This is a genomic window from Streptomyces sp. NPDC002795 (genome assembly GCF_042888725.1).
Classification (GTDB): Bacteria; Actinomycetota; Actinomycetes; order Streptomycetales; family Streptomycetaceae; genus Streptomyces.
In genome coordinates, this window is record NZ_JBIAQB010000001.1 from 31,488 (window position 1) to 52,693 (window position 21,206).

Below are 21,206 nucleotides of genomic sequence, written 5' to 3' on the forward strand. Positions count from 1 at the left end.
GGCGGTCGGTCAAGAGGTAGGAACGAGTTCAACCGGGCTTCTGGCGCGGCGAATCGGCTGATTCTAAAATTCGGTTCGGTACGGAAGTGGGTACGCAGGGGGTGACGACCGGATGACACGCAAGGCGGAGCGGACCTCGGCCAAGGACGGCGCCTGGCAGTGGAGCCGCACGGAACAGACCCGGCGCACCCTGCTGGACGCCGCCCGCGAGGTCTTCTGCGAGCAGGGGTTCACGGACACGGCGATCGTGGCGGTGGTGCGCAGGGCCGGGTCCAGCGTGGGCAGTCTCTACCACCATTTCGGCGGCAAGACGGAGCTGTTCGTCGCACTGTGGGAGGACTACGAGAACTCCCGCGAACGCGAGGCGGCCGAGGCGGTGGCAGCGGCGCGGGCCGCGGGCGAGACGGATCCGCTGGAACTGTTCCTCGTCGGCACCCGAAGCTTCCTGGAGGGCTGTTGGCGACGGCGTGACCTGATCGAACTGTGGATGGACGGCGACGGGCCGCCCGGCTTCGAGCTGATGCGCCGGGCGCGCGGCCGCGAGTGGATCCGGCAGAACTCGGTGCTGCTCGAAGCGGGCAGCGAACCCGTGGACCGGCTGGTGGTCGGCGTCCTCACCTCCGTCATCGGTGAGGCGGGCCGGGAGATCGGCACATGTGCGCGCAAGCGGGACGCGGACGCGATCTGTCACGCCACGCTCGCGCTCATCCGCAGGCTGGACCCGCTGCACATCGATCCGCTGCGGACGACTGATCCCCGTACGCACCGACGTACGACGCACTGAAAGGAACACACGTGGCACAGACCGAGGACGAGGCGCCCTACTTCATCCGGAGCGGAGACACCTTCGTGCCTGAGTCGCACGCGCGCGGCTGGTGGGCGCCCGACACGGTGCACGGCCGGCTCCTGGGCGGGCTCGCCGCGCGGGCGCTGGAACGCGAACACGCCGAGGAGGGGCTGCACTTCGCCCGGCTCACCGTCGACCTGTTCCGCACCGCGCCCTTCGCCCCGGTCGGTGTCACCACGGAGCGTGTCCGCGACGGGCGGCGGATCCGCGTGGCCGACGCCGTCGTGCGCGGCGGCGACGGGCGGCCCCTGGCGCGGGCCAGCGCCGTACTGCTGCGCACCGGCACACCGCCTCCGGGACACATTCCCGCGACCGGCCCGTGGGACGCGCCGCCGGCGCAGGACATGCTGGCCCCGCACGGGCGCACGCAGTTCCTGCGGTTCGACGAGGAGCTGCGGCCCGTGCGGGAGTGGAGCGGCGATCAGCGGCGGCGGTCCTGGATGCGCGACGCCCGGCCGCTGGTGGGCGGAGAGGCCCTGTCCCCGCTCGTCCGCGCCGCGCTGGCCGCCGACACCGCGAGCCCCCTCGCCCACGCGGGCGACGACGGCCTGCGCTAAATCAACGCCGACTACACGCTGTCCCTGAGCCGGCTCCCGCTCAGCGACGCGATCGGCCTGGAGGCGACGGCGCACACGGCGGAGGACGGCATCGCCGTCGGACACTGCACGCTGTACGACGCGGCGGGCCCGATCGGCTACTGCACGACGACGGCGCTCGCGAATCCGGCGCCGGAGCGCTGACCCTCTACAGGGACTGCACGTCCCCGTACGACAGGGTGTCTCCGGTGGGCCGCCGCCCTTCGCGGACGGCCCGCGCGGTGGCCACGGCCTCGCCGAGCGCCCGGCGGTAGAGCAGCGAGCCGAGGCTGACCCGGCGGACGCCCAGCGCGGCGAGCTCGTCGAGGGTCGGTCCGGTGGGCGAGTAGAGGATGTTGAGGGGGAGCTCGAAGCGGGAGGCGATGTCGCGGATCCGGTCGGGTTCGGCCAGACCGGGCACGAACAGCCCGTCGGCGCCAGCCTGTTGGTACGCGGCGAGGCGCTCGTCGGTGCCTTCGTGACCGCGGCCCAGCCAGTACGTGTCGGTGCGGGCGTTCACGAACAGCTCGGGGACGGCCGCCTTGACCGCCGCGATCTTCGCGGCGTGCTGGTGGACCGGGGTGAGGCCGCCGTCGGCGCGTCCGTCCTCAAGGTTGATCCCGGCGGCGCCCGCGGCGCTCAACTGGCGGGCGAGATCGGCGACTTCCTCCGGGTCGTCGCTGAATCCGCCCTCCATGTCGACGGTGAACAGGAGCGAAGTGCGCCCGAGTCGGCGGGCCAGGGCGAGGGTGGCGTCAGCGGTGACACCCGCGCCGTCCGGGAGCCCGGCCGCGGCGGCCACGCCGAGACTGGTGGTGCCGACGGCCTCGAACCCCTCGGCAGCGAGCGCCGCGGCCGAGGCGCAGTCCCAGGCGTTCGGCAACAGCAGCAGCGGCACGCCCTTGCGGTGCAGGTGGGCGAAGGGGGTGAGCGAGGGCCGCCGGTGCGCGAGGGCCCCCGCGGCCAGGGCCATGGCGTGGTCCCGGCCGGGGCACACGCGCGGCGGCGCACCGAAGGTGAGCGGCGCGTCGGCGTCCGTGGGGGCGGCCGCCGTGGCGTCCAGAAGGACGAGGTCACCGGCGGCGATGTCCGTACCGGCGACGCGGGTGTCGCGGGCGGCGACGCGGCGCAGGGCACGGACGGGCGGATCGTCGCGCAGCGTTTCGTGGAGCAGCCGCTCAACGGGGCGGGCGTCGGCGGAGGCGGGAGCGGGAGTGGCGACGGCGGGGGCGGCCGCCGTGGCGTCCAGGAGGACGAGGTCACCGGCGGCGATGTCCCTACCGGCCACGCGGGTGTCGCGGGCGGCGACGCGGCGCAGGACGCGGACGGGCGGATCGTCGCGCAGCGTTTCGTGCAGCAGTCGCTCAACGGGGCGAGCGCCGGCGGAGGCGGGAGCGGGAGTGGCGTCGGCTTGGCGCACCAGGGTCGCGGTCGCGTCACTGGCCTGCACGAGGAGGCAGATGCGGGCGGCGGCGACTTCGCTCGGGTCGTGCGGCTGCCCGGATGGCGACAGCAGGTCGACCAGGTGGGCCACCGCCGCGTCGGCCGCGGGGTCCTCTCCGCCGAAGTAGACGGCCGCGATGGCCGTGACCGCCTCCGCTACGGTCTCGGGTTCCGGGTATCCCAGGGCCTCTGCGAGGGTGCGTACGACGTGGGGTGCCGCGTCCCGGGTGGCCGCGTCGGGCCAGTGCGCCGCCGCCTCCTCCAGTTGCGACACGTCCAGTCGGGCGAGTTCGGTCTCCACCAGGGCCCGGCGCCGCGCATGCGTCGCGCCCGAGCTGAACCGGGGCACCGAGGCCCGCAGCCAGGTCATCGACGCTCCGGCGGGCCCCTCGGCGGCGGCCGGCGGCTCCGGCACCAGGTTCGGGTCGGCCAGCGCGGCCCGCACGTCCTCGTAGCGGCGCACTTCATGCACGGTTCGGTTCATGCACTCGACGCTAGGCGTGGAACGCTTCGGGTCCGGCCGAACCGTCCCCGCCGCGCTCCGGCCGGCGGTTCACGCGTCCTGCTGCCGCGACGTCACCCGTCGCAGCATCCGCAGGAACTCCCCCCGCTCCTCCCCCGTGAGCACGTCCAGCAGCTGGTCGCTCACGTCCGTGACGCCGGGCGCCAGGCGGGTCACCAGGTGGCGGCCGCTCTCCGTGATGCGGACGAGTTTGCGGCGGCGGTCGCGTTCATCCTTCTGGATGTCCAGCAGGCCCCGTCGGCGCAGTCGCTCCAGGAGTGGTGCGGCGGTCGACTTGTCGAGGTGGGCCAGGGTGCCGAGCGTGCCCTGGTCCATGTCGCCGTGCAGGTCGAGCAGGCTCAGGACGGTGAACTGCGGGCCGGTCAGGTCCTGGTGGACCTGCTCGTACCAGAGCCGCGTGTGCAGCTGGTTCAGCTGGCGGGCGAGCGGCCCGAGCCCGTCGAGTGCCGCTTCCAGGGCTTCGGCGTGCGCGCTCTTCCGGGACGTCGGACGCGACATCTGTGGGACCCCTCGGTTGATTAGGACGTGTACGTACTTTACCGTGAGGAAGGTAGGACGTGTACGTAATAACTGTGTGTGATGCCTTCGGGGAGGGCCGATCCCGTTCCGGTCGGCACTCGCCCGCACGAAAGGGTCTGTCATGACGCAACGCGGCAGCGCGCTCAACTTCCGTGACTTTGTGGAGGAGTTGATCGAGGCGGGCGACGCGGTCGACATCCGTCAACCGGTCAGCCCCACGCTTGAGGTCGGCGCCATCACGCGGCGCGTGTACGAGACGCGCGGCCCCGCTCCCCTGTTCAGCAACCTCACCGAGGGTGCGCCCGGGCATCGCATCCTCGGGGCGCCCGCCGGGCTCACCGGTCGCGCGGACGGCGCGTACGGGCGGCTCGCCGCACACTTCGACCTCCCCCGCGAGACCGCGCCGCGCGAACTCCTTGAGCGCCTCATCTCGGCGATGCACGCCGACCCACTCCCCCCGCGCATCGTGGACGGCGGCCCCTGCAAGGAGAACGTCCTGGCGGGCGAGGACGTCGACCTCACCCGCTTCCCCGTCCCGCTGCTGCACGCCGAGGACGGCGGGCGGTACTTCGGGACGTACGGCTTCCATGTCGTGCGCACACCCGACGGCCGGTGGACGAGCTGGTCCGTCAGCCGCACGATGCTGCACGGGCCGCGCACGCTCGTCGGACCCGCCATGCCCCAGCAGCACCTCGGCATGATCCACCAGATGTGGCGGGAGCGCGGCGAGCCCACGCCCTGGGCCATGGTCCTCGGGGCCCCGCCCGCCGCGCTGGCGGCCGCGGGCATGCCGCTGCCCGCCGAGGTGAACGAGGACGGGTATGTGGGCGCCCTCGCCGGCAGCCCCGTCGACGTCGTCCGCACCGAGCTGCACGACCTGCATGTGCCCGCCAACTCGGAGATCGTGCTGGAGGGCTGGATCAGCCCGGACGAGACGGCCCCCGAGGGGCCGATGGGCGAGTACCACGGGTATTCGTTCGCGGGCAGCAAGCAGCAGCCCGTCTTCCACGTGGAGACCGTCACCCACCGCGACGATCCCATCCTGCCGGTGTGCGTGGCGGGCCTTCCGCCGGAGGAGAACCACACCATCTGGGGCACGATGATCTCGGCGACCAGCCTGGACCTGCTGCGCTCCAGCGGACTTCCCGTCTCCATGGCCTGGTGCTCGTACGAGGCCGCCACCTGCTGGATCGCCGTCTCCGTCGATATCGCGCGGCTGGCCGGGACGGCGATGAGTGAGCGCCAACTGGCCGACGCCGTCGCCGAGGTGCTGTTCGGCTCGCACACCGGGTGGCTCGTCCCGAAGGTGATCCTGGTCGCCGACGACATCGACGTCACCGACATCGACCAGTTGGTGTGGGCGATGGCGACGCGCTACCACCCCGGCACCGGCGAATACGTGTACCCGCAGGCGCCCGGCATCCCCATGGTTCCCTACCTCACCCCGGAGGAGGCCCGCACGGGCCGTGGCGGCAAGGCCGTCATCAGCTGCCTGCTCCCCGCCCAACTGGCCGGTGACACACCGGGGATCACCGCTTCGTTCCGGAACTCGTTCCCCGAGGACGTGCGGCGGCGTGTGGTCGAGAAGTGGGCGGAGTACGGGTTCCGTCGCTGACGGCCTCGGCGGCTCGCGCGTACGCGCGCACCAGCGGGCGGCGGTCGTCGGCGCGCCAGGCCAGGACGAAACGGCTGGGTGAGATGCCGTGGACGGGGCGGGTGACGACTCCGCCGCGGGTGAGAAGCGGTGCGTTGCCGAGCGCGAGCAGGACGACGCCGAGTTCCGCGACGAGTGCCTCGTACGTCTCCTCGGCGCTGGCCACCTCCGCCCCGATGACCGCGGGTTTCCCGCCGCGGGCTTCGGTGGCCAGCCAGTGGTCACGCAGTGGCCCGGCGCTGTCGGGCAGCGCGAGGAACGGCTCGTCCAGGAGGTCCGCGAAGTCGACGGCCCCGCGGTCGGCCAGCGGGTGCGTCTCGGCCATGGCGACCAGGCGGGGCTCCTCGGCGACCGACAACCACCGGTAGCGCTCCTGTTCCGGCAGCGGCAGCCACACGAACGCCACGTCGCTCGCGGCGTCGGCGAGCCCCGCGGTCGAGTCGTCCCAGGACACCTGGCGGACCCGCAGCCGGGTGTCGGGATGCTCGGCGGTGAAGCGGGAGCGGATCGCCGGCAGCACGCCGCCGCGCCCCGGACTCGTGCTCATCCCCACGACAAGAGCCGCAGCCCGCTCGGCCACCACCTTCGCGACCGACTCCCGCCCCGCCTCCCACTCGGCGACCATCCTCTGGGCGTGCGGCAACAGCGCCACCCCGGCCTCGGTCAGCCGCACCTCGCGCCGGTCCCGCTCGAACAGCGCGGCCCCCAGCTGCTTCTCCAGCATCCGGATCTGCTTGCTCAGCGCGGGCTGCGAGACGTACAGCCGCTCGGCCGCACGCGTGAAGTGCAACTCCTCGGCCACCGCGGTGAAGTACCTCAGGTCCCGCCCGTGAACGTCCATAACCATCGGCTATCACGGCAGATCTTGTACGGGCAACTGGGTTGTACCGCAAGGTAGTTCGCACACGGGCTGCCGACAGCGGCGGCTCCCCCGGATCGAGGAGCACACGATGAACAGAGTTTGGCTGGTCACGGGAGCGAGCAGCGGGTTCGGCCGCGCGATCACCGAGGCGGCGGTGGCCGCGGGGGATGTGGTGGTGGCCGCCGCCCGCCGCACCGCGCCGCTCGACGATCTGGTCGCCGCACACCCCGACCAGGTCGAGACGCTGGCGCTGGACGTGACCGCCATCGGCGACGTCCAGGCCGCGGTCGACGGTGTGGCCGCCCGGCACGGCCGGATCGACGTCCTGGTCAACAACGCGGGGCGTGGCATGGTCGGGGCGGTCGAGGAGGCCACGGACGCGGAGCTGCGGGACCTGATGGACCTGCACTTCTTCGGCCCGGCCGCGCTCACCCGGGCCGTACTGCCGCACATGCGCCGCCGCGGCTCGGGCACCATCGTCCAACTGACCAGCATGGGAGGCCGGTTCGCCTTTGCCGGGGTCGGTGCGTACTGCGCCACCAAGTTCGCTCTGGAGGGGCTCTCCGAGGCGCTGGCCGCCGAGGTGGCGCCGCTCGGCATCCGCGTGCTGATCGTCGAACCCGGCGCGTTCCGGACCGGGTTCGCCGGGTCCGCCGATCTGACGCCCGTATCGACCCTGGACGCGTACCAGGACACCGTGGGTCCCGTCCTGTCCGCGCTGCCGGGCGGCAGCGGCCAGGAGCCCGGGGATCCGGCCAGGGCCGCGGCCGCCATCCTGACCGCCGTGGACGCCGACGAGCCGCCGCTGCGCCTGCCGCTCGGCAACGACGCGGTCGACGCGATCACCACCCAACTCGACGGCGCCCGAGCCGAGTTGGCCACCTGGGAGAAGCTCGCCCGATCCACCGACTTCGACACGTGACGGAGCACCCCGACGGCCTCAGCGCACGACGTCGAAGACGTTCTTCTGCAGCCCGTTCGCATACGCCTCGTGCTCGACGAGCTTCAGATGCTGGGTGTCCTTGTCCGTCGCACTGAACAGTCGCTTGCCCGCGCCGAGCAGCAGCGGGAAGACCAGCAGGTGGTAGCGGTCGATGAGGCCCGCGTCCGACAGGTTCTGATTGAGGGTGGCGCTGCCGTGCATGATGATCGGGCCGCCCTCGGTCTCCTTCAGCGCGGCGACCTCGTCGAGCGAGCGCAGGATCGTCGTCTCGCCCCAACCCGCCACCAGGTCGTCCGACTTGAGGCTGGTGGACACGACGTACTTCGGCATCGGCTTGTACTCGGCGAACTCCTCCATGCCCGGCCACACCGGGCTGAACGCCTCGTAGCTGACCCGGCCGAACAGCATCGCGGTGGCCTCGGTCTGCTCCCTGCCCTTGATCTCGAACGCCTCGGGCACGAAGTCGACGCCCTTGAAGGTCCACCCGGAGTTGCGGTACCCGGGCTCGCCGCCGGGCGCCTCCACGACTCCGTCGAGGGACACGAAGGCAGTGCTGATCAGCGTGCGCATGTCGGATCTCCCTGATTTCTCACTGGTTATCGGTCGGCTCTGCGCCAACTCACACTCATAGACCGGCGGGCGTGGCAGAACTCATCGGTGTGCGACGGGTCGCCGGGGTATCGGTCAGTCGCCCCGCCGTGTCCTCAACGCGTCCCTGAGCAGTTCCGCGAGGTGGCGTGGCCTGCGGTCGGAGAGCTGGGTGATCTGAGTACGGCAGCTGTAGCCGTCCGCGAGGACCACCGTGTCGTCGGCAGCCTCGCGCAGGGCCGGGAGGAGGGCCTGCTCGCCGACCGCGACCGACACGTCGTAATGGCCGTCCTCGAAGCCGAAGTTGCCGGCCAGTCCGCAGCAGCCGGAGTCGAGGCGGCCGCTGTCCACGCCGACGCGGGCGAGTACCCGGTCGTCCGCCTTGCTGCCGAGTGTGGCGTGCTGGTGGCAGTGGGTCTGGGTCAGGGCGGTGACGTCGTCGAGGTGGCCGAAGTCGACGTCGGGGGCGCGCTGGTCGAGGAGTTCGGCGAGGGTCACGGTCTGCTCGGCGAGGCGCTTGGCTCGCGGGTCGTCGGGGAACAGCTCCGTGGCGTCCGTACGGAACAGGGAGGTGCAGCTGGGCTCCAGGCCGACCAGCGGCATGCCCTCCTGGAGGTAGGGGTCGACCGCGCTGAGGGTGCGTTCCAGCACCTTCTTGGCCATGTCGAGCTGGCCCGTCGTGTGCCAGGTCAGGCCGCAGCACAGGCGGTCGGGCGGCAGGACCACCTCGAAGCCCGCGTGTTCCAGGACGACGACGGCCGCGCGGCCGACCTCGGGTGACATGAACTCGGTGAAGGTGTCGGGCCACAGGAGGACCTTGCCCCGGCTGCCGGGGGTCGGCGCGTTGCGGCGCTTCTTGAAGCTCGTACGGAAGCGGCGCCCGGCGAAGGGCGGGACGGGGCGCTCCGGGGCGATGCCGCCCGCCTTCTTAAGAAGTGTGGCCGCCTTCTTGTTGCGCGTCACCGCGTTGACGAGGCTCGGCGCGAGGCCCGCGAGGTGGGACCACAGGGGCAGCCAGCCGAGCGCGTAGTGGGAGGCGGGGCGGCGCTTGCCCTTGTAGTGGTGGTGCAGGAACTCCGCCTTGTAGGAGGCCATGTCGACGCCTACGGGGCAGTCGCTCTTGCAGCCCTTGCAGGACAGGCAGAGGTCGAGCGCCTCCGCGGCCTCCTCGGACTGCCAGCCGTCGGTGATGACGTCGCCCTGCACCATTTCGTAGAGCACGCGTGCGCGCCCGCGGGTGGAGTCCTTCTCGTCTCCGGTGGCGCGGTAACTGGGGCACATCACACCGCCGGACGCGGTGCGGCACTTGGCGACGCCGACGCAGCGGCGCAGCGCCTTGGTGAGGTCGCCGCCGTCCTCTGCGAGGGCGAGCGTGGTGGTGAGCTGGAGGGTGGGACGGTGGCCCGCGGTGATGCGCAGGCGCTCGTCGGCGGGGCGGGGGTGGACGAGGATGCCGGGGTTGAGCCGGTTCTCCGGGTCCCAGATCGCCTTGAACTCGCCGAAGGCCGCCATGGCCTCCTCGCTGTAGACCAGGGGCAGGAACTCGGCGCGGGCCTGCCCGTCGCCGTGCTCGCCGGAGAGCGTGCCGCCGTGCCGGGCGACGAGTTCGGCCGCGTCCTTCATGAACGTACGGAAGATCCGCACGCCTTCGGTCGTCTCGTGGTCGAAGTCGATGCGGATGTGCACGCAGCCCTCGCCGAAGTGGCCGTACGGGGTGCCCTGGAGGCCGTGGCTCTCCAGGAGCTGGGCCAGGTCGCGCAGGTAGTCGCCGAGGTGTTCGACGGGGACGGCGGAGTCCTCCCAGCCGGGCCAGGCCTCGGAGCCGTCGGGGGCGCGGGTGGCGAGTCCCGAGCTGTCCTCGCGGATGCGCCACAGGGCGGCCTGTTCCGCGGGGCTCTGTACGAGGCGGACGTCGACGGCGCCGGTGTCCTTCAGCAGGGCCTCGGCGCGGGCTTGTTCGGCCTCCGGGTCAGGCGTCGCGTCGGCGTGCCCGAACTCGCACAGCAGCCAGCCCGCGCCCTCGGGGAGCATCTCCTCGGGGCGAGCGTCGGGGACGTTGCGGCGCAGCGCCGCGACCTGGTCGCCACCCAGGCCCTCGCAGGCGATGGGTTCGTGGCGCAGGACGTGGCGGGCGGCGTCGCCCGCGGCGGGGAGGTCGGAGAAGCCGAGCGCCACGAGGGTGCGGCGGGCCGGGAGGTCGACGAGCTTGACGGTGGCCGAGACGACGACCGCGCAGGTGCCTTCGGTGCCGACCAGCGCGGCCGCGAGGTCGAAGCCGTTCTCCGGCAGCAGGTGTTCGAGGCTGTAGCCGGAGACCTGGCGGCGGAAGCGGCCGAACTCCGTGCGCAGCATGGCCAGATGCCGGTCGCGCAGCTCGCGCAGGCGGGCGTGGATCTCGCCGGTGCGGCCACCCTCGTCTATGACGTGCTGCAGTTCCTCGGCATCGAGGGAGCGCAGGGTGATGCGCTCGCCGTCGTACGTGAGGACCTCCAGTTCGACGATGTTGTCGGCGGTGCGGCCCCAGGCCACCGAGTGGGTGCCGCAGGCGTTGTTGCCGATCATGCCGCCGATGGTGCAACGGGCGTGCGTGGAGGGGTCCGGGCCGAAACGCAGGCCGTGCGGCTTACAGGCGTCCTGGAGGCGGTCGAGGACGACGCCGGGTTCGACGCGGGCGGTGTGCGCCTCGGCGTCGATGTCGATGATGCGGTTGAGGCTGCGGGAGGTGTCGATGACGACGCCGTCACCGACCGCCTGTCCGGCGATGGAGGTGCCCGCGCCGCGCAGGGTGACGGCGACGTCGAGGCCGTGGCAGGCGGCGAGCGCGGCGGCCAACTCGTCCGTGTCGGCGGGCAGCACGACGGCCGCGGGCACCTGCCGGTACACGGAGGCGTCCTGCGCGTACTCGGCGCGCCGCCGCTTGCCGAAGGCGACTTCGCCGTGCGGCACGGCGTCCCGCAGCGCGCGCTCCAGCTTCTGCAGCGTCGCCGGGTCGGGCGCGTCGGGGCGGCGCGCGGCGGATCCGGTCGTGGCGACGGGGGCGGACATGGTGGCTCCTTCGGGCGGGCGGAGAGGTGCTGCTGGAGGTGAGGATCTCAAGATCGCTGCGGCGGGGTGGTGGAATTGCGGGATCACGGGTGGCGGGTGCCCGGCACGAGGACCTGGCGGCCGGGACCGGGCCGTGACCGACCGGCAGGTGACACACCGTCGCCCCGGCGCGGCGGCGGCCGGCCGGGGCGACGGCGGGTGCGGGGCGGCGCCTCGACGCCGCCCCGGTTCCACCGGAGGTGTCAGCCGAGGACCGCCGCGAGCGACTCGCGCCACAGCCGCAGGCCCTCGTCGATCTCCTCGCCGTTCACGACGAGCGGCGGGATCATCCGGACGACCTGGCCCTGTGTCCCGCAGGTGAGCAGGAGCAGACCGCGCTCCGATGCGGCGGCGTGCACGCGGGCGGCGGTGGCGCCGTCCGGGGAGCCGTCGCCGGTGACGAACTCGATGCCCGCCATCAGGCCGAGGCCGCGGACGTCGCCGATGCCGCCCTGCCCACCGACGGGGTAGGACTCGGCGACCTCGCGCAGGCCGGCGAAGAGCTGCTCGCCGCGCTCGGCGGAGTTCTCGACGAGCTTCTCCTCCTGGATGACGTCGAGCGTGGCGATGGCGGCGGCGCAGGCCACCGCGTTGCCCCCGTACGTGCCGCCCTGCGAACCGGGCCAGGCCCGCGACATGAGCTCCTTGGAGGCGGCGATCGCGGACAGCGGGAAGCCGCTGGCCAGGCCCTTGGCGGTGACGATGATGTCGGGCTTGCCGTCGAAGTGGTCGTGGCCCCAGAACTTGCCGGTGCGCCCGAACCCGGTCTGCACCTCGTCGATGATCAGCAGGATGCCGTGCCGGTCGGCGCGCTCGCGCAGGCCGCGCAGGAAGGCCGTGTTGGCGGGGACGTAGCCGCCTTCGCCGAGGACCGGCTCCACGATGAACGCGGCGGTGTCGGCGGGCGTGGTGACGGTGGCGAGCAGCTGGTCCAGCTCGCGCAGCGCGAACTTGGTCGCGGTCTCCTCGTCCCAGCCGTAGTAGAAGCAGTTGGGGAACGGCGCGAGTGCGACGCCCGACATCAGCGGGCCGTACCCGGAGCGGAACTTGGTGGCCGACGTGGTCATCGACGCGGCGGCGAGCGTACGGCCGTGGAAGCCACCCTGGAAGGCGACGATGTTGGGCCGACCGGTGGCCTGCTTGGCGAGGCGCATCGCGGCCTCGACGGCCTCCGAACCAGAGTTGACGAAGAAGAGCGAGTCGAGCCCGTTCGGCAGCACCTCGCCCAGGCGCGCGCTGAGCGTGCGCAGCGGCTTGTGCATCACGGTCGTGTACTGGCCGTGGATGAGCTTGCCGACCTGCTCCTGGGCTGCGGCGACGACCTTCGGGTGGCAGTGCCCGGTGGACGTGACGCCGATGCCGGCGGTGAAGTCCAGGTGGGCGCGGCCGGATTCGTCGTAGAGATGGACGCCCTCGCCGCGTTCGGCCAGGACGGGGGTGGCCTGCTTGAGGACGGGGGACAAGGCACTCATGGACGGCTCCTTGTAGATCAACATCGGGCTGCGTCGTAGGATTGTCAACAACCTACACTCATGCAAGCATGCAATTCCGCGGCTGTCCACGAGTAGGTCGGGCCGGGGGTACTCAAACTGATCCGGGAGTCGAAGTGAGCGCACCTACCGAGCAGCAGACACAGCAGGAGCAGGCCGTCGTGGCGTCCGTGCCCGACGGCCTTTTCATCGGCGGCGGCTGGCGCCCGGCGGCCTCCGGCGCGACCTTCGGCGTCGAGGACCCGTCGGTCGCCCGTGAGCTGCGCACCGTCGCCGACGCGGGCGCCGAGGACGCGCGCGCCGCCGCCGAAGCCGCGGCCGCGGCGCAGGAGTCCTGGGCGGCCACCGCGCCGCGCGAGCGCAGCGAGATCCTGCGCCGCGGCTACGAACTCCTCATGGAGCGCCAGCACGAGCTCGCCCTCCTGATGACACTCGAAATGGGCAAGCCGATCGCGGAGGCGCGCGGCGAGGTGGCGTACGCCGCCGAGTTCTTCCGCTGGTTCGCCGAGGAGGCCGTCCGCATCGAGGGCGGTTATCAGGCCTCCCCCGACGGCAAGGACCGCTTCGTCGTGATGAAGCGCCCGGTCGGCCCGGTGCTGCTGATCACTCCGTGGAACTTCCCGCTCGCCATGGGCACCCGCAAGATCGGCCCGGCGATCGCGGCGGGCTGCACGATGATCGTGAAGCCGGCCGAGCAGACGCCGCTGACGATGCTGAAGCTCGCCGAGATCATGACCGAGGCGGGCGTGCCCGCCGGCGTTCTGAACGTGCTCACCACGTCCCGCCCCGGCGAGGTCGTCGAGCCGCTGCTGCGCGGCGGCACGGTCCGCAAGCTGTCCTTCACGGGTTCCACCGCGGTGGGCCGCCTGCTCATCGAGCAGAGCGCCGAACACGTGCTGCGGGTGTCGCTGGAGCTGGGTGGCAACGCGCCGTTCATCGTGTGCGAGGACGCCGACATCGACAAGGCCGTCGAGGGCGCCATGGCCGCCAAGATGCGCAACATCGGCGAGGCGTGCACGGCCGCCAACCGTCTGTACGTGCACGAGTCCGTCGCCGCCGAGTTCTCCGAGAAGCTCTCCGCGCGAATGGCCTCGCTCGCGGTCGGACGCGGCACCGAGGACGGTGTCTCGGTCGGTCCGCTCATCGACGAGGACGGCCGCGGCAAGGTCGAGGAGTTGGTCGCGGACGCCGTCGAGCGCGGCGCGAAGGTCCTCACGGGTGGCGAGCGCGCGGCGGGCGAGGGCTACTTCTACACGCCGACCGTCCTCACCGGCGTCTCCCCCGACTCCGCCCTGATGAGCCAGGAGATCTTCGGCCCGGTCGCCCCGATCCTCACCTTCACCGACGAGGACGAGGTCGTCGCCGCGGCCAACGACACCGAGTACGGCCTGGTCTCGTACCTGTTCACGGAGAACCTGGAGCGCGCCTTCCGGCTCTCCGAGCGCCTGGAGACCGGCATGGTCGGCCTCAACAAGGGCGTCGTCTCCAACCCCGCGGCCCCGTTCGGCGGCGTCAAGGCCTCGGGCCTGGGCCGTGAGGGCGGCCGGGTCGGCATCGACGAGTTCCTGGAGACGCGTTACCTGGCCATGCCGCTCGGCTGACAGGCGGACCCCAACCGGCTTACCTTCCCCCTACGTTGATCACCGATCAGACCGGAGCGACGACACCCATGGACCGTTTCATCGAGGTCTCCCTGCCCAAGCGCGGCGTCACCGCCACCGCCAAGCTGCTCGACGACCGCGCCCCGATCACCTGCGAGGCGATCTGGAACGCGCTGCCGCTGGGCAGCGACGTCTACCACGCGAAGTACGCGCGCAACGAGATCTACACCCTCGTGCCGGCCTTCGCCCCGCAGGAGCCCCCGCTGGAGAACCCGACGATCACGCCGATCCCTGGCGACCTGTGCTACTTCACGTTCTCCAACACCCAGATGAGCACGGCCTCCTACGGTTACGAGGCCGCCGCCGAGCAGCAGGGCAACCAGGCCGCGCACGCGGAGCGCGACATCGTCGTCGACCTCGCGCTGTTCTACGAGCGCAACAACCTGCTGATCAACGGCGACCAGGGCTGGGTCCCCGGCATCGTCTGGGGCACGGTCGTCGAGGGCCTCGACCGCCTCGCCGAGGCCTGCCAGGACCTGTGGCGGACAGGGGCCGTCGGGGAGTCCCTGCAGTTCAAGCGGGCGGAGTAAGACAGCAGTCGGGCGTCGGCGCATTACTTTCACGTCACATCTACAGCGCGTGCGGATGCGGTGACGCGTGGTGTGCATAGCCTCCCGTCAACTGTTGTTGATCTTCGGGAGGTTGGACGACTGTGGCTCTCACACGCCGTACTTTCGTCAAGCGGAGCGGCCTCGTCGCCGCCGGGACCGCACTGGTCGGGGCAGGCGGCGCGGTCGCGTCCGCACCGGGTGCGGCGGCCGCGGGGAGGCGCGCGGCGGTCACGGTGACCGAGATGACGAACGGCTCCGCCGCGCTCTCGCCCGATGGCACCACCGTCGTGTTCGACCTGCTCAATACGTTGTGGACGGTGCCGGCCGAGGGCGGCGACGCCGCGCGGCTCACGGGTGGCGCGCTGGAGGGCGTCGAGCCGGACTACTCGCCCGACGGGCGGCACATCGTGTTCTCCGCCTACACCGACGGCTCCTTCCACCTGTGGGTCGCCGGGGCGGACGGGCGCGGACTGCGCCAACTCACCGACGGCAGCGACGACCACCGCGAGCCCCGCTGGTCCCCCGACGGCACGCGCATCGCCTGCGCCGTCGAGACCGGCGGCCGCTACGCCGTGCACGTACTGTCCGCCGAGGGCGGCGGGCGCCGGGTCTGGACCGAGGGCAGCGCCCAGGAGGCACAGCCCGCCTGGGCGCCCGACGGCAAGGCCATCGTCTTCACGTCCGGCAAGGACAGCGCGCCGCAGGTGATCGAGCGGGTCGAGGCCGACGGCAGCCGCAAGGTCCTCGCGAAGGTGGACTCCGGCTTCGTGGCGGGCCCGTCCCTCTCCCCCGACGGCCAACGCCTCGCCTACGTGCATCTCACCAGCGCCGGAACCTCCGTCGTCGTCGACGGCGACGCGGTCTCCGGCGCGGACGAGGACGTCTTTCCGCTGCCGGTGCGCTGGATCGACGCGGACGAGCTGCTGTACACCGGGGACGGAAAGATCCGCCGCCGCACGCTCGGCAAGGGGGCGGTGAAGGACATCCCGTTCGCGGCCGCCGTGCAGGTGCCCACCGTCGAGGAGCGCCCCACGGCCAGGGACTTCGACTCCACGGACGCCCGGCCCGTACGCGGCGTCGTCGGGCCCGAACTCGCCCCTGACGGAAAGCGGTTGGCGTTCGCCGCGCTCGGCGACATCTGGGTGATGCGCCGTGGCGGCCGCCCCGAGGCGGTGGTCTCCGACGGACACCACAACACCTCGCCCACCTGGTCTCCCGACGGCGGCTCCCTCGTGTACGTCAGCGACCGCTCCGGCACGCAGGAACTGTGGCGGTGCGGTCTCGCCGACGGCGCCACCCGTCGCCTGACCGATGTGGGTGGGGCGACGCTGCCCGCGTTCAGCCACGACGGATCGGCCGTGGCCTTCGTCGCCGACTCCAGCGTGCACACCGTCACCGTGGAAAGCGGCGCCGTCCGCAAGGTCGTCGGGCCGCTCAACGCGCCCGGCCGACCCTCCTTCACCGCCGACGGCAGCCGCGTCTCGCTGGCAGCCCTTGCGCCCGTCACCCCGCGCTTCAGGGAGGGCCACAACCGCGTCCTCACCGTCGAACTCGCCACCGGCGAGGCGCGTTACAGCGATCCCGTTCCCGGTTCCTCGCTGGCCAACCGGGAGTACGCGGGCCCGGTGTACTCGCCCGACGGCAAGCACCTGGCCTGCGTCGTGGACGGCACCCTGCGCGTGGTGCCGGTGGACGCGGCCGGGCTGCCCGCGGGCAAGGCCCGCACCGTCAACAGCGAGAGCGCCGACTTCCCCTCGTTCAGCGGCGACTCACGCTCGCTGCTCTACCTGTCCGCGGGCCGGCTGCGGATCGCGGACGCGCGCGGCGGACGCGCCGCCGCGGTCCCCCTGGACCTGACGTGGCGTCCGGCGAAGCCGACCGGGCGCACGGTGGTGCGCGTGGGCGCGCTGTGGGACGGCACCGGGTCCCGGCTCCGCCGCGACGTCGAGATCGTCCTCGACGGCGACCGGATCGCCGCGGTCGAGGCGTCCGGCACGACGGCCGTGCGCCCCGGGGACAAGGTGGTGAAGGCGGGCGGACTGACCGCGATACCCGGCATGATCGCCGCGCACGAGCACGGGCCGTGGCAACTGGACGCGACGTCGCGGCTGTGGCTGGCGTTCGGGATCACCTCGGTGCGCTCGCCCGGCAGCGGCCACTACCACCTGGTGGAGGCGAAGGAGGCCGTGGAGTCCGGGCGGCGGGTGGGGCCGCGGGTCTTCACGGCCGGGGAGCTGATCGACGGCTCCCGGGTGTACTACTCCTCCGCCCGGCCCGTGACCGACCGGGAGCAGCTGCGGCGCGAACTGGACAAGCACGAGGCGCTCGGGCACGACCTTGTCAAGACGTACGTCAGGCTGCCGTACGACATGCAGGCGGAGGCCGTCGCGGGCGCCCACCGGATCGGCCTGCCCGCCACGTCGCACTACCTGTTCGGGCCGCTGGCGCTGGGTGCCGACGGCGTCGAGCACCTGGGTGGCACCAGCCGCTACGGCCGCCGCCAGAAGGAGACCCACCTCGGGCACTCCTACGACGACGTCACAGCCCCACTGATCGCGTCCGGTATGGCCTTCACCCCGACGCTCGGCCTTTCCGGGCTCGGCCTGTCGTCGGTGCGGGCGGCGCTGTACCGGTACGCGGGGTGGGCCCTGGACGACGCGCGCCTGAAGGCGCTGCTGCCCCCGGCGTCGTACGACGAGTTCCGCGACGGTGTGCGGGACGCGCAGGCCGAGGAGCCCACGGCCGAGCTGGGGTTCGTCGCCCGGCACGGGGAGACCGTGCGGCGGCTGATCGAGGGCGGGGCGCACGTGCATGTCGGCACGGACAGTCCGCTGGTGCCCCCGGCGGTGTACTACCACCTCAATGTGCAGGCCATGGTCCGCTACGGGGTCTCCCCCGCCGACGCGCTGCGCGCGGCCACCGCGGAGGGCGCCCGCACGCTGGGTGTGACGGAGCATCTGGGCACGATCGCGCCGGGCAAGTTAGCGGATCTGGTGCTGGTGGAGGGCGATCCGCTGAAGGACGTCACCGCCGCGGCCGCGGTCCGTACGGTGGTCGCCGGGGGCGTGGTGCACGACGTGTCCGACCTGATGACGGCGGAGGATTCGGCGACCCCGTCAGCGGCGCCGCGCGGTGCCACCGCCGAGGACGTACCGCAAGCTCCCGTCCTCGAAAGGTACTGGTGGCACCGCCCGGAACACGCGGTGCACAGCTGCTGCTGATGCGGCGTCAGCAGTCGAAGACGGACCAGCAGATGTCGTTGCGCAGGCGCTGATCGTCCAGGACGAGTGCGCGGATGGCGTCGGGGAGTCGGTCCCGCTGCCACTGGCACTCGTCCCGGCCCGCGCTCGCGGCTTCGGACTTGGGCGCCGCCGCGCGGGCCGCCTTGATCGCGTAGGCGGCGGCGCCCAGTTCGTGCGCGGCGACGTGCGCGACCACGGCGGCCTGCCCCGCGGCGAACGCCGCGTGGCGGGCCGCTCCGCTCAGCACGCGCGCCGCGGCCATCGCGTGACCGCCGGCCGAGCGGGAGTCGGACATCCTGATCTCGCCGCGCGCCCACACCCGGACCTGCTCGATCGCCTCACGAGGGCGCCGGTCGACAGGCTCCACCGCCTCGAACAACGGCAGCACGTGCTCGGCGCAGTCGGCCGCCCACAGAGCCAGGAGGTGATGGTCGTCGTCCGTGAGCGTCCCTCCGCGGCGCAGCGTGATGAAGCGGGGGTCGCGGATCTTGGGCAGGATCACGGGGCAACATTACGGCGCCGACGCGCGGCAGGACCGGCGAAGTGCCCTCATCGGCCGACCGGCGCCGTGCCCACCACGCCCGACCCGCGCAGCGCCGCGTGCAGCACCGCCGACGCGCGCAGCACCAGTTCGTCGCCGTGGCGCGCGGCGACCAGTTGCGCGCCCACCGGCAGGCCCGCGGCCGTGACACCGCAGGGCACCGTGGAGGCGGGCTGCTGTGTGAGGTTGAAGGGGTACGTGAAGGGGGTCCACCCAGTCCACCGCTTGTGTCCGCTCCCGGCCGGCACCTCGACGCCCGCCTCGAACGCCGCGATCGGCACGGCGGGCGTGAGCAGCAGGTCGTACGTCTCGTGGAAGCGGCCCATGCGCACGCCGAGCGCCATGCGCGTGTCGACGGCGCCCAGGTAGTCGAGCGCGCTCTTCGCGGCGCCCTCGCGGCACGCCTCCTGGAGCCCGGCGTCGAGGCTCGCGAACTGCTCGGCGCTCAGGTGCTCGACGACCTTCGCCGCACCCGAGAACCACAGCGTGTGGTACGCCTCGACGGGGTCGGCGAAGCCGGGGTCGGCCTCTTCGACGTCGGCTCCGAGGTCGGCCAGGAGACGGGCCACCGCCGCCACGCGCTCGGCGACCTGGGGCTCTACGTAGGCGCCCGCGAGGGTCGGGGCGTAGGCGATGCGCAGTCCACGGAGAGAGCCGTCGGCGAGGGCCTCGGTGACGGCGGCCCGGTAGCTGCGGCGCGGCGCTTCGAGGGCCGACCAGTCGCGGCTGTCGAAGCCCGTGACGACGTCCATCAGGAGGGCGGCGTCCTCGACGGTGCGGGTCATGGGGCCCGCGTGGGCGAGCGTGCCGAAGGGGCTGGCCGGGTAGAGCGGGATCCGACCGTACGTAGGCTTCATGCCGAAGATGCCGCAGAACGCGGCGGGGATCCGCACGGAGCCACCGCCGTCGGTGCCGATGGACAGCGGGGCCATGCCCGCGGCGACGGCCGACGCGCTGCCGCCCGATGAGCCGCCGGCCGTGGTCGACGGGTCCCACGGGTTGCGGGTGACACCGGTCAGCGGGTTGTCGGTGACACCCTTCCAGCCGAACTCCGGCGTCGTCGTCTTGCCGACGAACACGGCGCCCTGTTCCCGCATCCGGGCGACGCACGGCGCGTCCTCGTCCCACTCGCGGTCGGCCGGGATGGTCAGGGAGCCGCGCAGCGTGGGGTGGCCCTTGGTGAGCATGAGGTCCTTGATGGACGTCGGCACGCCGTCGAGAAGGCCGAGTGCCTCGCCGCGCCGTCGGCGCTCCTCGCTGGCCCGCGCCTGCGCGAGCGCCTCGTCCCGGTCGACCAGACAGAACGCGTTGAGCTTCGGGTCGACCGACTCGATGCGGTCGAGCACGGAGACGGTGGCCTCGACCGGGGACAGGTCGCCGCTCTCGTAGGCGGCGAGCAGTTCGGTGGCGGTCAGCGCGTAGGGCTCCTGCGGGGCCGGGGTGCTCGCGTGGGCCGCGCCGGTCGCATCGGTCGTGCTGTGCGTGCTGGTCGTGCCGGTCATCGGGGGCCCTCCTCTGCCGCGGCCTGCGGGGCGTCCGCGACCGGTACGTAACCCAGTTCCTTGTCCACGACATTGCGCAACGGACGGCCCGCGCGCCAGCGCGTGAAGTTGTCGGCGAAGACCTCGGCGAGGTCGTCGAGCCAGGTGTCGGTGTCGGCCGACATGTGCGGGGAGACCAGCAGGTTGGGCGCGTCCCACAGTGGGTTGTCGGCGGGCAGCGGCTCCTCGCGGAACACATCGAGCGCCGCGCCACCCAGTTGGCCCTCTTCGAGAGCCGAGAGGAGGTCCTTCTCGACGACCATCGGGCCGCGTCCGACGTTGACGAAGCGGGCGCCGCGCTTCATACGGGCGAAGGTGGCCGCGTCGAACAGGTCCTGCGTCTGCTCGGTCAGCGGCGCCGCGCAGACCACCCAGTCGGCGCGCGCGAGCAGGCCGTCGAGCTCGTCGAAGGCGTGCACCGTGCCGACCTCGGGGTCGCCCTCCCTGCGGGTGCGCCCGACCAGGTCGGTCTCGATGCCGAGCGCGCGCAGGGTGCGCACGACGGCGCGGCCGATGGGCCCGCCGCCGAGCACGACGGCGCGGGTCCCCCAGACCCGCTGGGTGACCCGGTGCCGCCAGACGTGGTCGCGCTGGCGGTCGTAGGTGCCGGCGAAGTCCTTCGCGAGGGCGATGATCTGGCCCGCGACGTACTCGGCGATGGGCTGTTCGAAGACGCCGCGCGAATTGGTCAGGATCGCTTCGGAGTCGCGCAGGGCCGGGAACATCAGCCGGTCGACGCCGGCGCTCGCGGTGTGCACCCAGCGCGGTCCGCCCCGTTCGGGCCAGGCGCCGGGCAGCGCCTCGGTGCCGAACTCCCACACCAACAGCGCGTCGGCGTGCGGGAGTTCCGCGGCGAGACGGTCCTCGGGGATGCAGACGAGCTCGGCGTGGGCGGCCACCTCCTCCAGGCCGTTCGGCCGGTGGTCGGCGAGCACCAGAACGCGGGATTTCTCGGTCTTCGGCACGGCGGTCCTTCGGGTCGCGCGACGGATCGGGCGACGGTTGGAGCGGACGGTATGCGAGGTGCGGTACGAGGGTTGACCATGGAGGGACGAAGCCCCGTGAGGGCTGGGGAAGGGCCATCCCCTGGGCTGAATTCCCCGGCTCTTTACCGAGGCTTTCACCACGACGAACGAGCCGCC

The 21,206-nt window shown here is 72.5% G+C and carries 16 protein-coding genes; 7 read left to right on the top strand and 9 right to left on the bottom strand.

Annotation, left to right across the window (positions count from 1 at the left end; genetic code table 11):
* Positions 1-112 precede the first annotated feature (112 nt).
* Both ACFYWS_RS00125 and ACFYWS_RS00130 read left to right on the top strand, forming a co-directional pair.
* Complete coding sequence (locus ACFYWS_RS00125) at positions 113-784, top strand: TetR/AcrR family transcriptional regulator (RefSeq protein ID WP_389267775.1); 672 nt, start codon at positions 113-115, stop codon at positions 782-784.
* 11 nt (positions 785-795) lie between these two features.
* Positions 796-1,404: an acyl-CoA thioesterase domain-containing protein gene (locus ACFYWS_RS00130; RefSeq protein ID WP_389267777.1), complete on the top strand. Its 609-nt coding sequence runs from the start codon at positions 796-798 to the stop codon at positions 1,402-1,404.
* Between the two features lie 187 nt (positions 1,405-1,591).
* Here the strand turns inward: ACFYWS_RS00130 and ACFYWS_RS00135 are convergent, their stop codons facing one another.
* Together ACFYWS_RS00135 and ACFYWS_RS00140 are read right to left on the bottom strand one after the other, a co-directional pair.
* A complete protein-coding gene (locus ACFYWS_RS00135) occupies positions 1,592-3,349 on the bottom strand; it encodes an isocitrate lyase/phosphoenolpyruvate mutase family protein (protein ID WP_389267779.1) in 1,758 nt (585 codons plus the stop codon).
* Positions 3,350-3,418: 69 nt separating this feature from the next.
* Entirely contained in the window at positions 3,419-3,886 is a 468-nt protein-coding gene (locus ACFYWS_RS00140; protein ID WP_389267781.1) for a MarR family winged helix-turn-helix transcriptional regulator, read from the bottom strand.
* Positions 3,887-4,028: 142 nt separating this feature from the next.
* Here ACFYWS_RS00140 and ACFYWS_RS00145 point away from each other — a divergent pair, with 142 nt between their 5' ends.
* On the top strand, positions 4,029-5,522 hold the full coding sequence (locus ACFYWS_RS00145; protein ID WP_389267783.1) for a UbiD family decarboxylase: 1,494 nt from the start codon (positions 4,029-4,031) through the stop codon (positions 5,520-5,522).
* On the opposite strand, the gene ACFYWS_RS00150 is transcribed toward ACFYWS_RS00145, so the two are convergent.
* Positions 5,437-6,408 carry a LysR family transcriptional regulator gene (locus tag ACFYWS_RS00150; protein WP_389267785.1) on the bottom strand — a complete coding sequence of 324 codons (972 nt, stop codon included), beginning with the start codon at positions 6,406-6,408 and terminating at the stop codon, positions 5,437-5,439. The two genes, ACFYWS_RS00145 and ACFYWS_RS00150, sit on opposite strands and share 86 nt — an antisense overlap.
* 103 nt (positions 6,409-6,511) lie before the next feature.
* Here ACFYWS_RS00150 and ACFYWS_RS00155 point away from each other — a divergent pair, with 103 nt between their 5' ends.
* Entirely contained in the window at positions 6,512-7,345 is an 834-nt protein-coding gene (locus tag ACFYWS_RS00155; protein WP_389267787.1) for an oxidoreductase, read from the top strand.
* Positions 7,346-7,363: 18 nt separating this feature from the next.
* Here the strand turns inward: ACFYWS_RS00155 and ACFYWS_RS00160 are convergent, their stop codons facing one another.
* From ACFYWS_RS00160 to ACFYWS_RS00170, 3 genes are all read right to left on the bottom strand, one after another.
* Entirely contained in the window at positions 7,364-7,936 is a 573-nt protein-coding gene (locus ACFYWS_RS00160) for a dihydrofolate reductase family protein (protein ID WP_389267789.1), read from the bottom strand.
* A gap of 114 nt (positions 7,937-8,050) precedes the next feature.
* Complete coding sequence (locus ACFYWS_RS00165) at positions 8,051-10,999, bottom strand: FAD-binding and (Fe-S)-binding domain-containing protein (protein WP_389267791.1); 2,949 nt, start codon at positions 10,997-10,999, stop codon at positions 8,051-8,053.
* A 242-nt stretch (positions 11,000-11,241) separates the two neighbouring features.
* The gene (locus ACFYWS_RS00170) at positions 11,242-12,510 is read right to left on the bottom strand and encodes an aspartate aminotransferase family protein (protein WP_389267793.1); all 1,269 of its coding nucleotides are present in this window, start codon (positions 12,508-12,510) and stop codon (positions 11,242-11,244) included.
* A 134-nt stretch (positions 12,511-12,644) separates the two neighbouring features.
* Between ACFYWS_RS00170 and ACFYWS_RS00175 the strand changes: the two genes are divergently transcribed.
* From ACFYWS_RS00175 to ACFYWS_RS00185, 3 genes are all read left to right on the top strand, one after another.
* Complete coding sequence (locus tag ACFYWS_RS00175) at positions 12,645-14,129, top strand: NAD-dependent succinate-semialdehyde dehydrogenase (protein WP_389267795.1); 1,485 nt, start codon at positions 12,645-12,647, stop codon at positions 14,127-14,129.
* A 68-nt stretch (positions 14,130-14,197) separates the two neighbouring features.
* Entirely contained in the window at positions 14,198-14,719 is a 522-nt protein-coding gene (locus ACFYWS_RS00180) for a DUF3830 family protein (RefSeq protein ID WP_266725357.1), read from the top strand.
* Positions 14,720-14,841: 122 nt separating this feature from the next.
* Positions 14,842-17,961, top strand: coding sequence for an amidohydrolase family protein (locus ACFYWS_RS00185; RefSeq protein ID WP_389267798.1), 3,120 nt, complete (start codon positions 14,842-14,844; stop codon positions 17,959-17,961).
* A 7-nt stretch (positions 17,962-17,968) separates the two neighbouring features.
* On the opposite strand, the gene ACFYWS_RS00190 is transcribed toward ACFYWS_RS00185, so the two are convergent.
* Genes ACFYWS_RS00190 through ACFYWS_RS00200 form a run of 3 tightly spaced genes read right to left on the bottom strand, consistent with a single transcriptional unit; the run spans position 17,969 to position 21,029 of the window.
* The gene (locus ACFYWS_RS00190) at positions 17,969-18,484 is read right to left on the bottom strand and encodes a putative immunity protein (RefSeq protein ID WP_389267800.1); all 516 of its coding nucleotides are present in this window, start codon (positions 18,482-18,484) and stop codon (positions 17,969-17,971) included.
* 47 nt (positions 18,485-18,531) lie between these two features.
* Positions 18,532-20,025, bottom strand: a complete 1,494-nt coding sequence (locus ACFYWS_RS00195) for an amidase (RefSeq protein ID WP_389267802.1) — start codon at positions 20,023-20,025, stop codon at positions 18,532-18,534.
* Positions 20,022-21,029: a D-2-hydroxyacid dehydrogenase gene (locus ACFYWS_RS00200; RefSeq protein WP_389267804.1), complete on the bottom strand. Its 1,008-nt coding sequence runs from the start codon at positions 21,027-21,029 to the stop codon at positions 20,022-20,024. The genes ACFYWS_RS00195 and ACFYWS_RS00200 overlap by 4 nt, the downstream gene beginning before the upstream one ends.
* Positions 21,030-21,206: the final 177 nt, after the last annotated feature.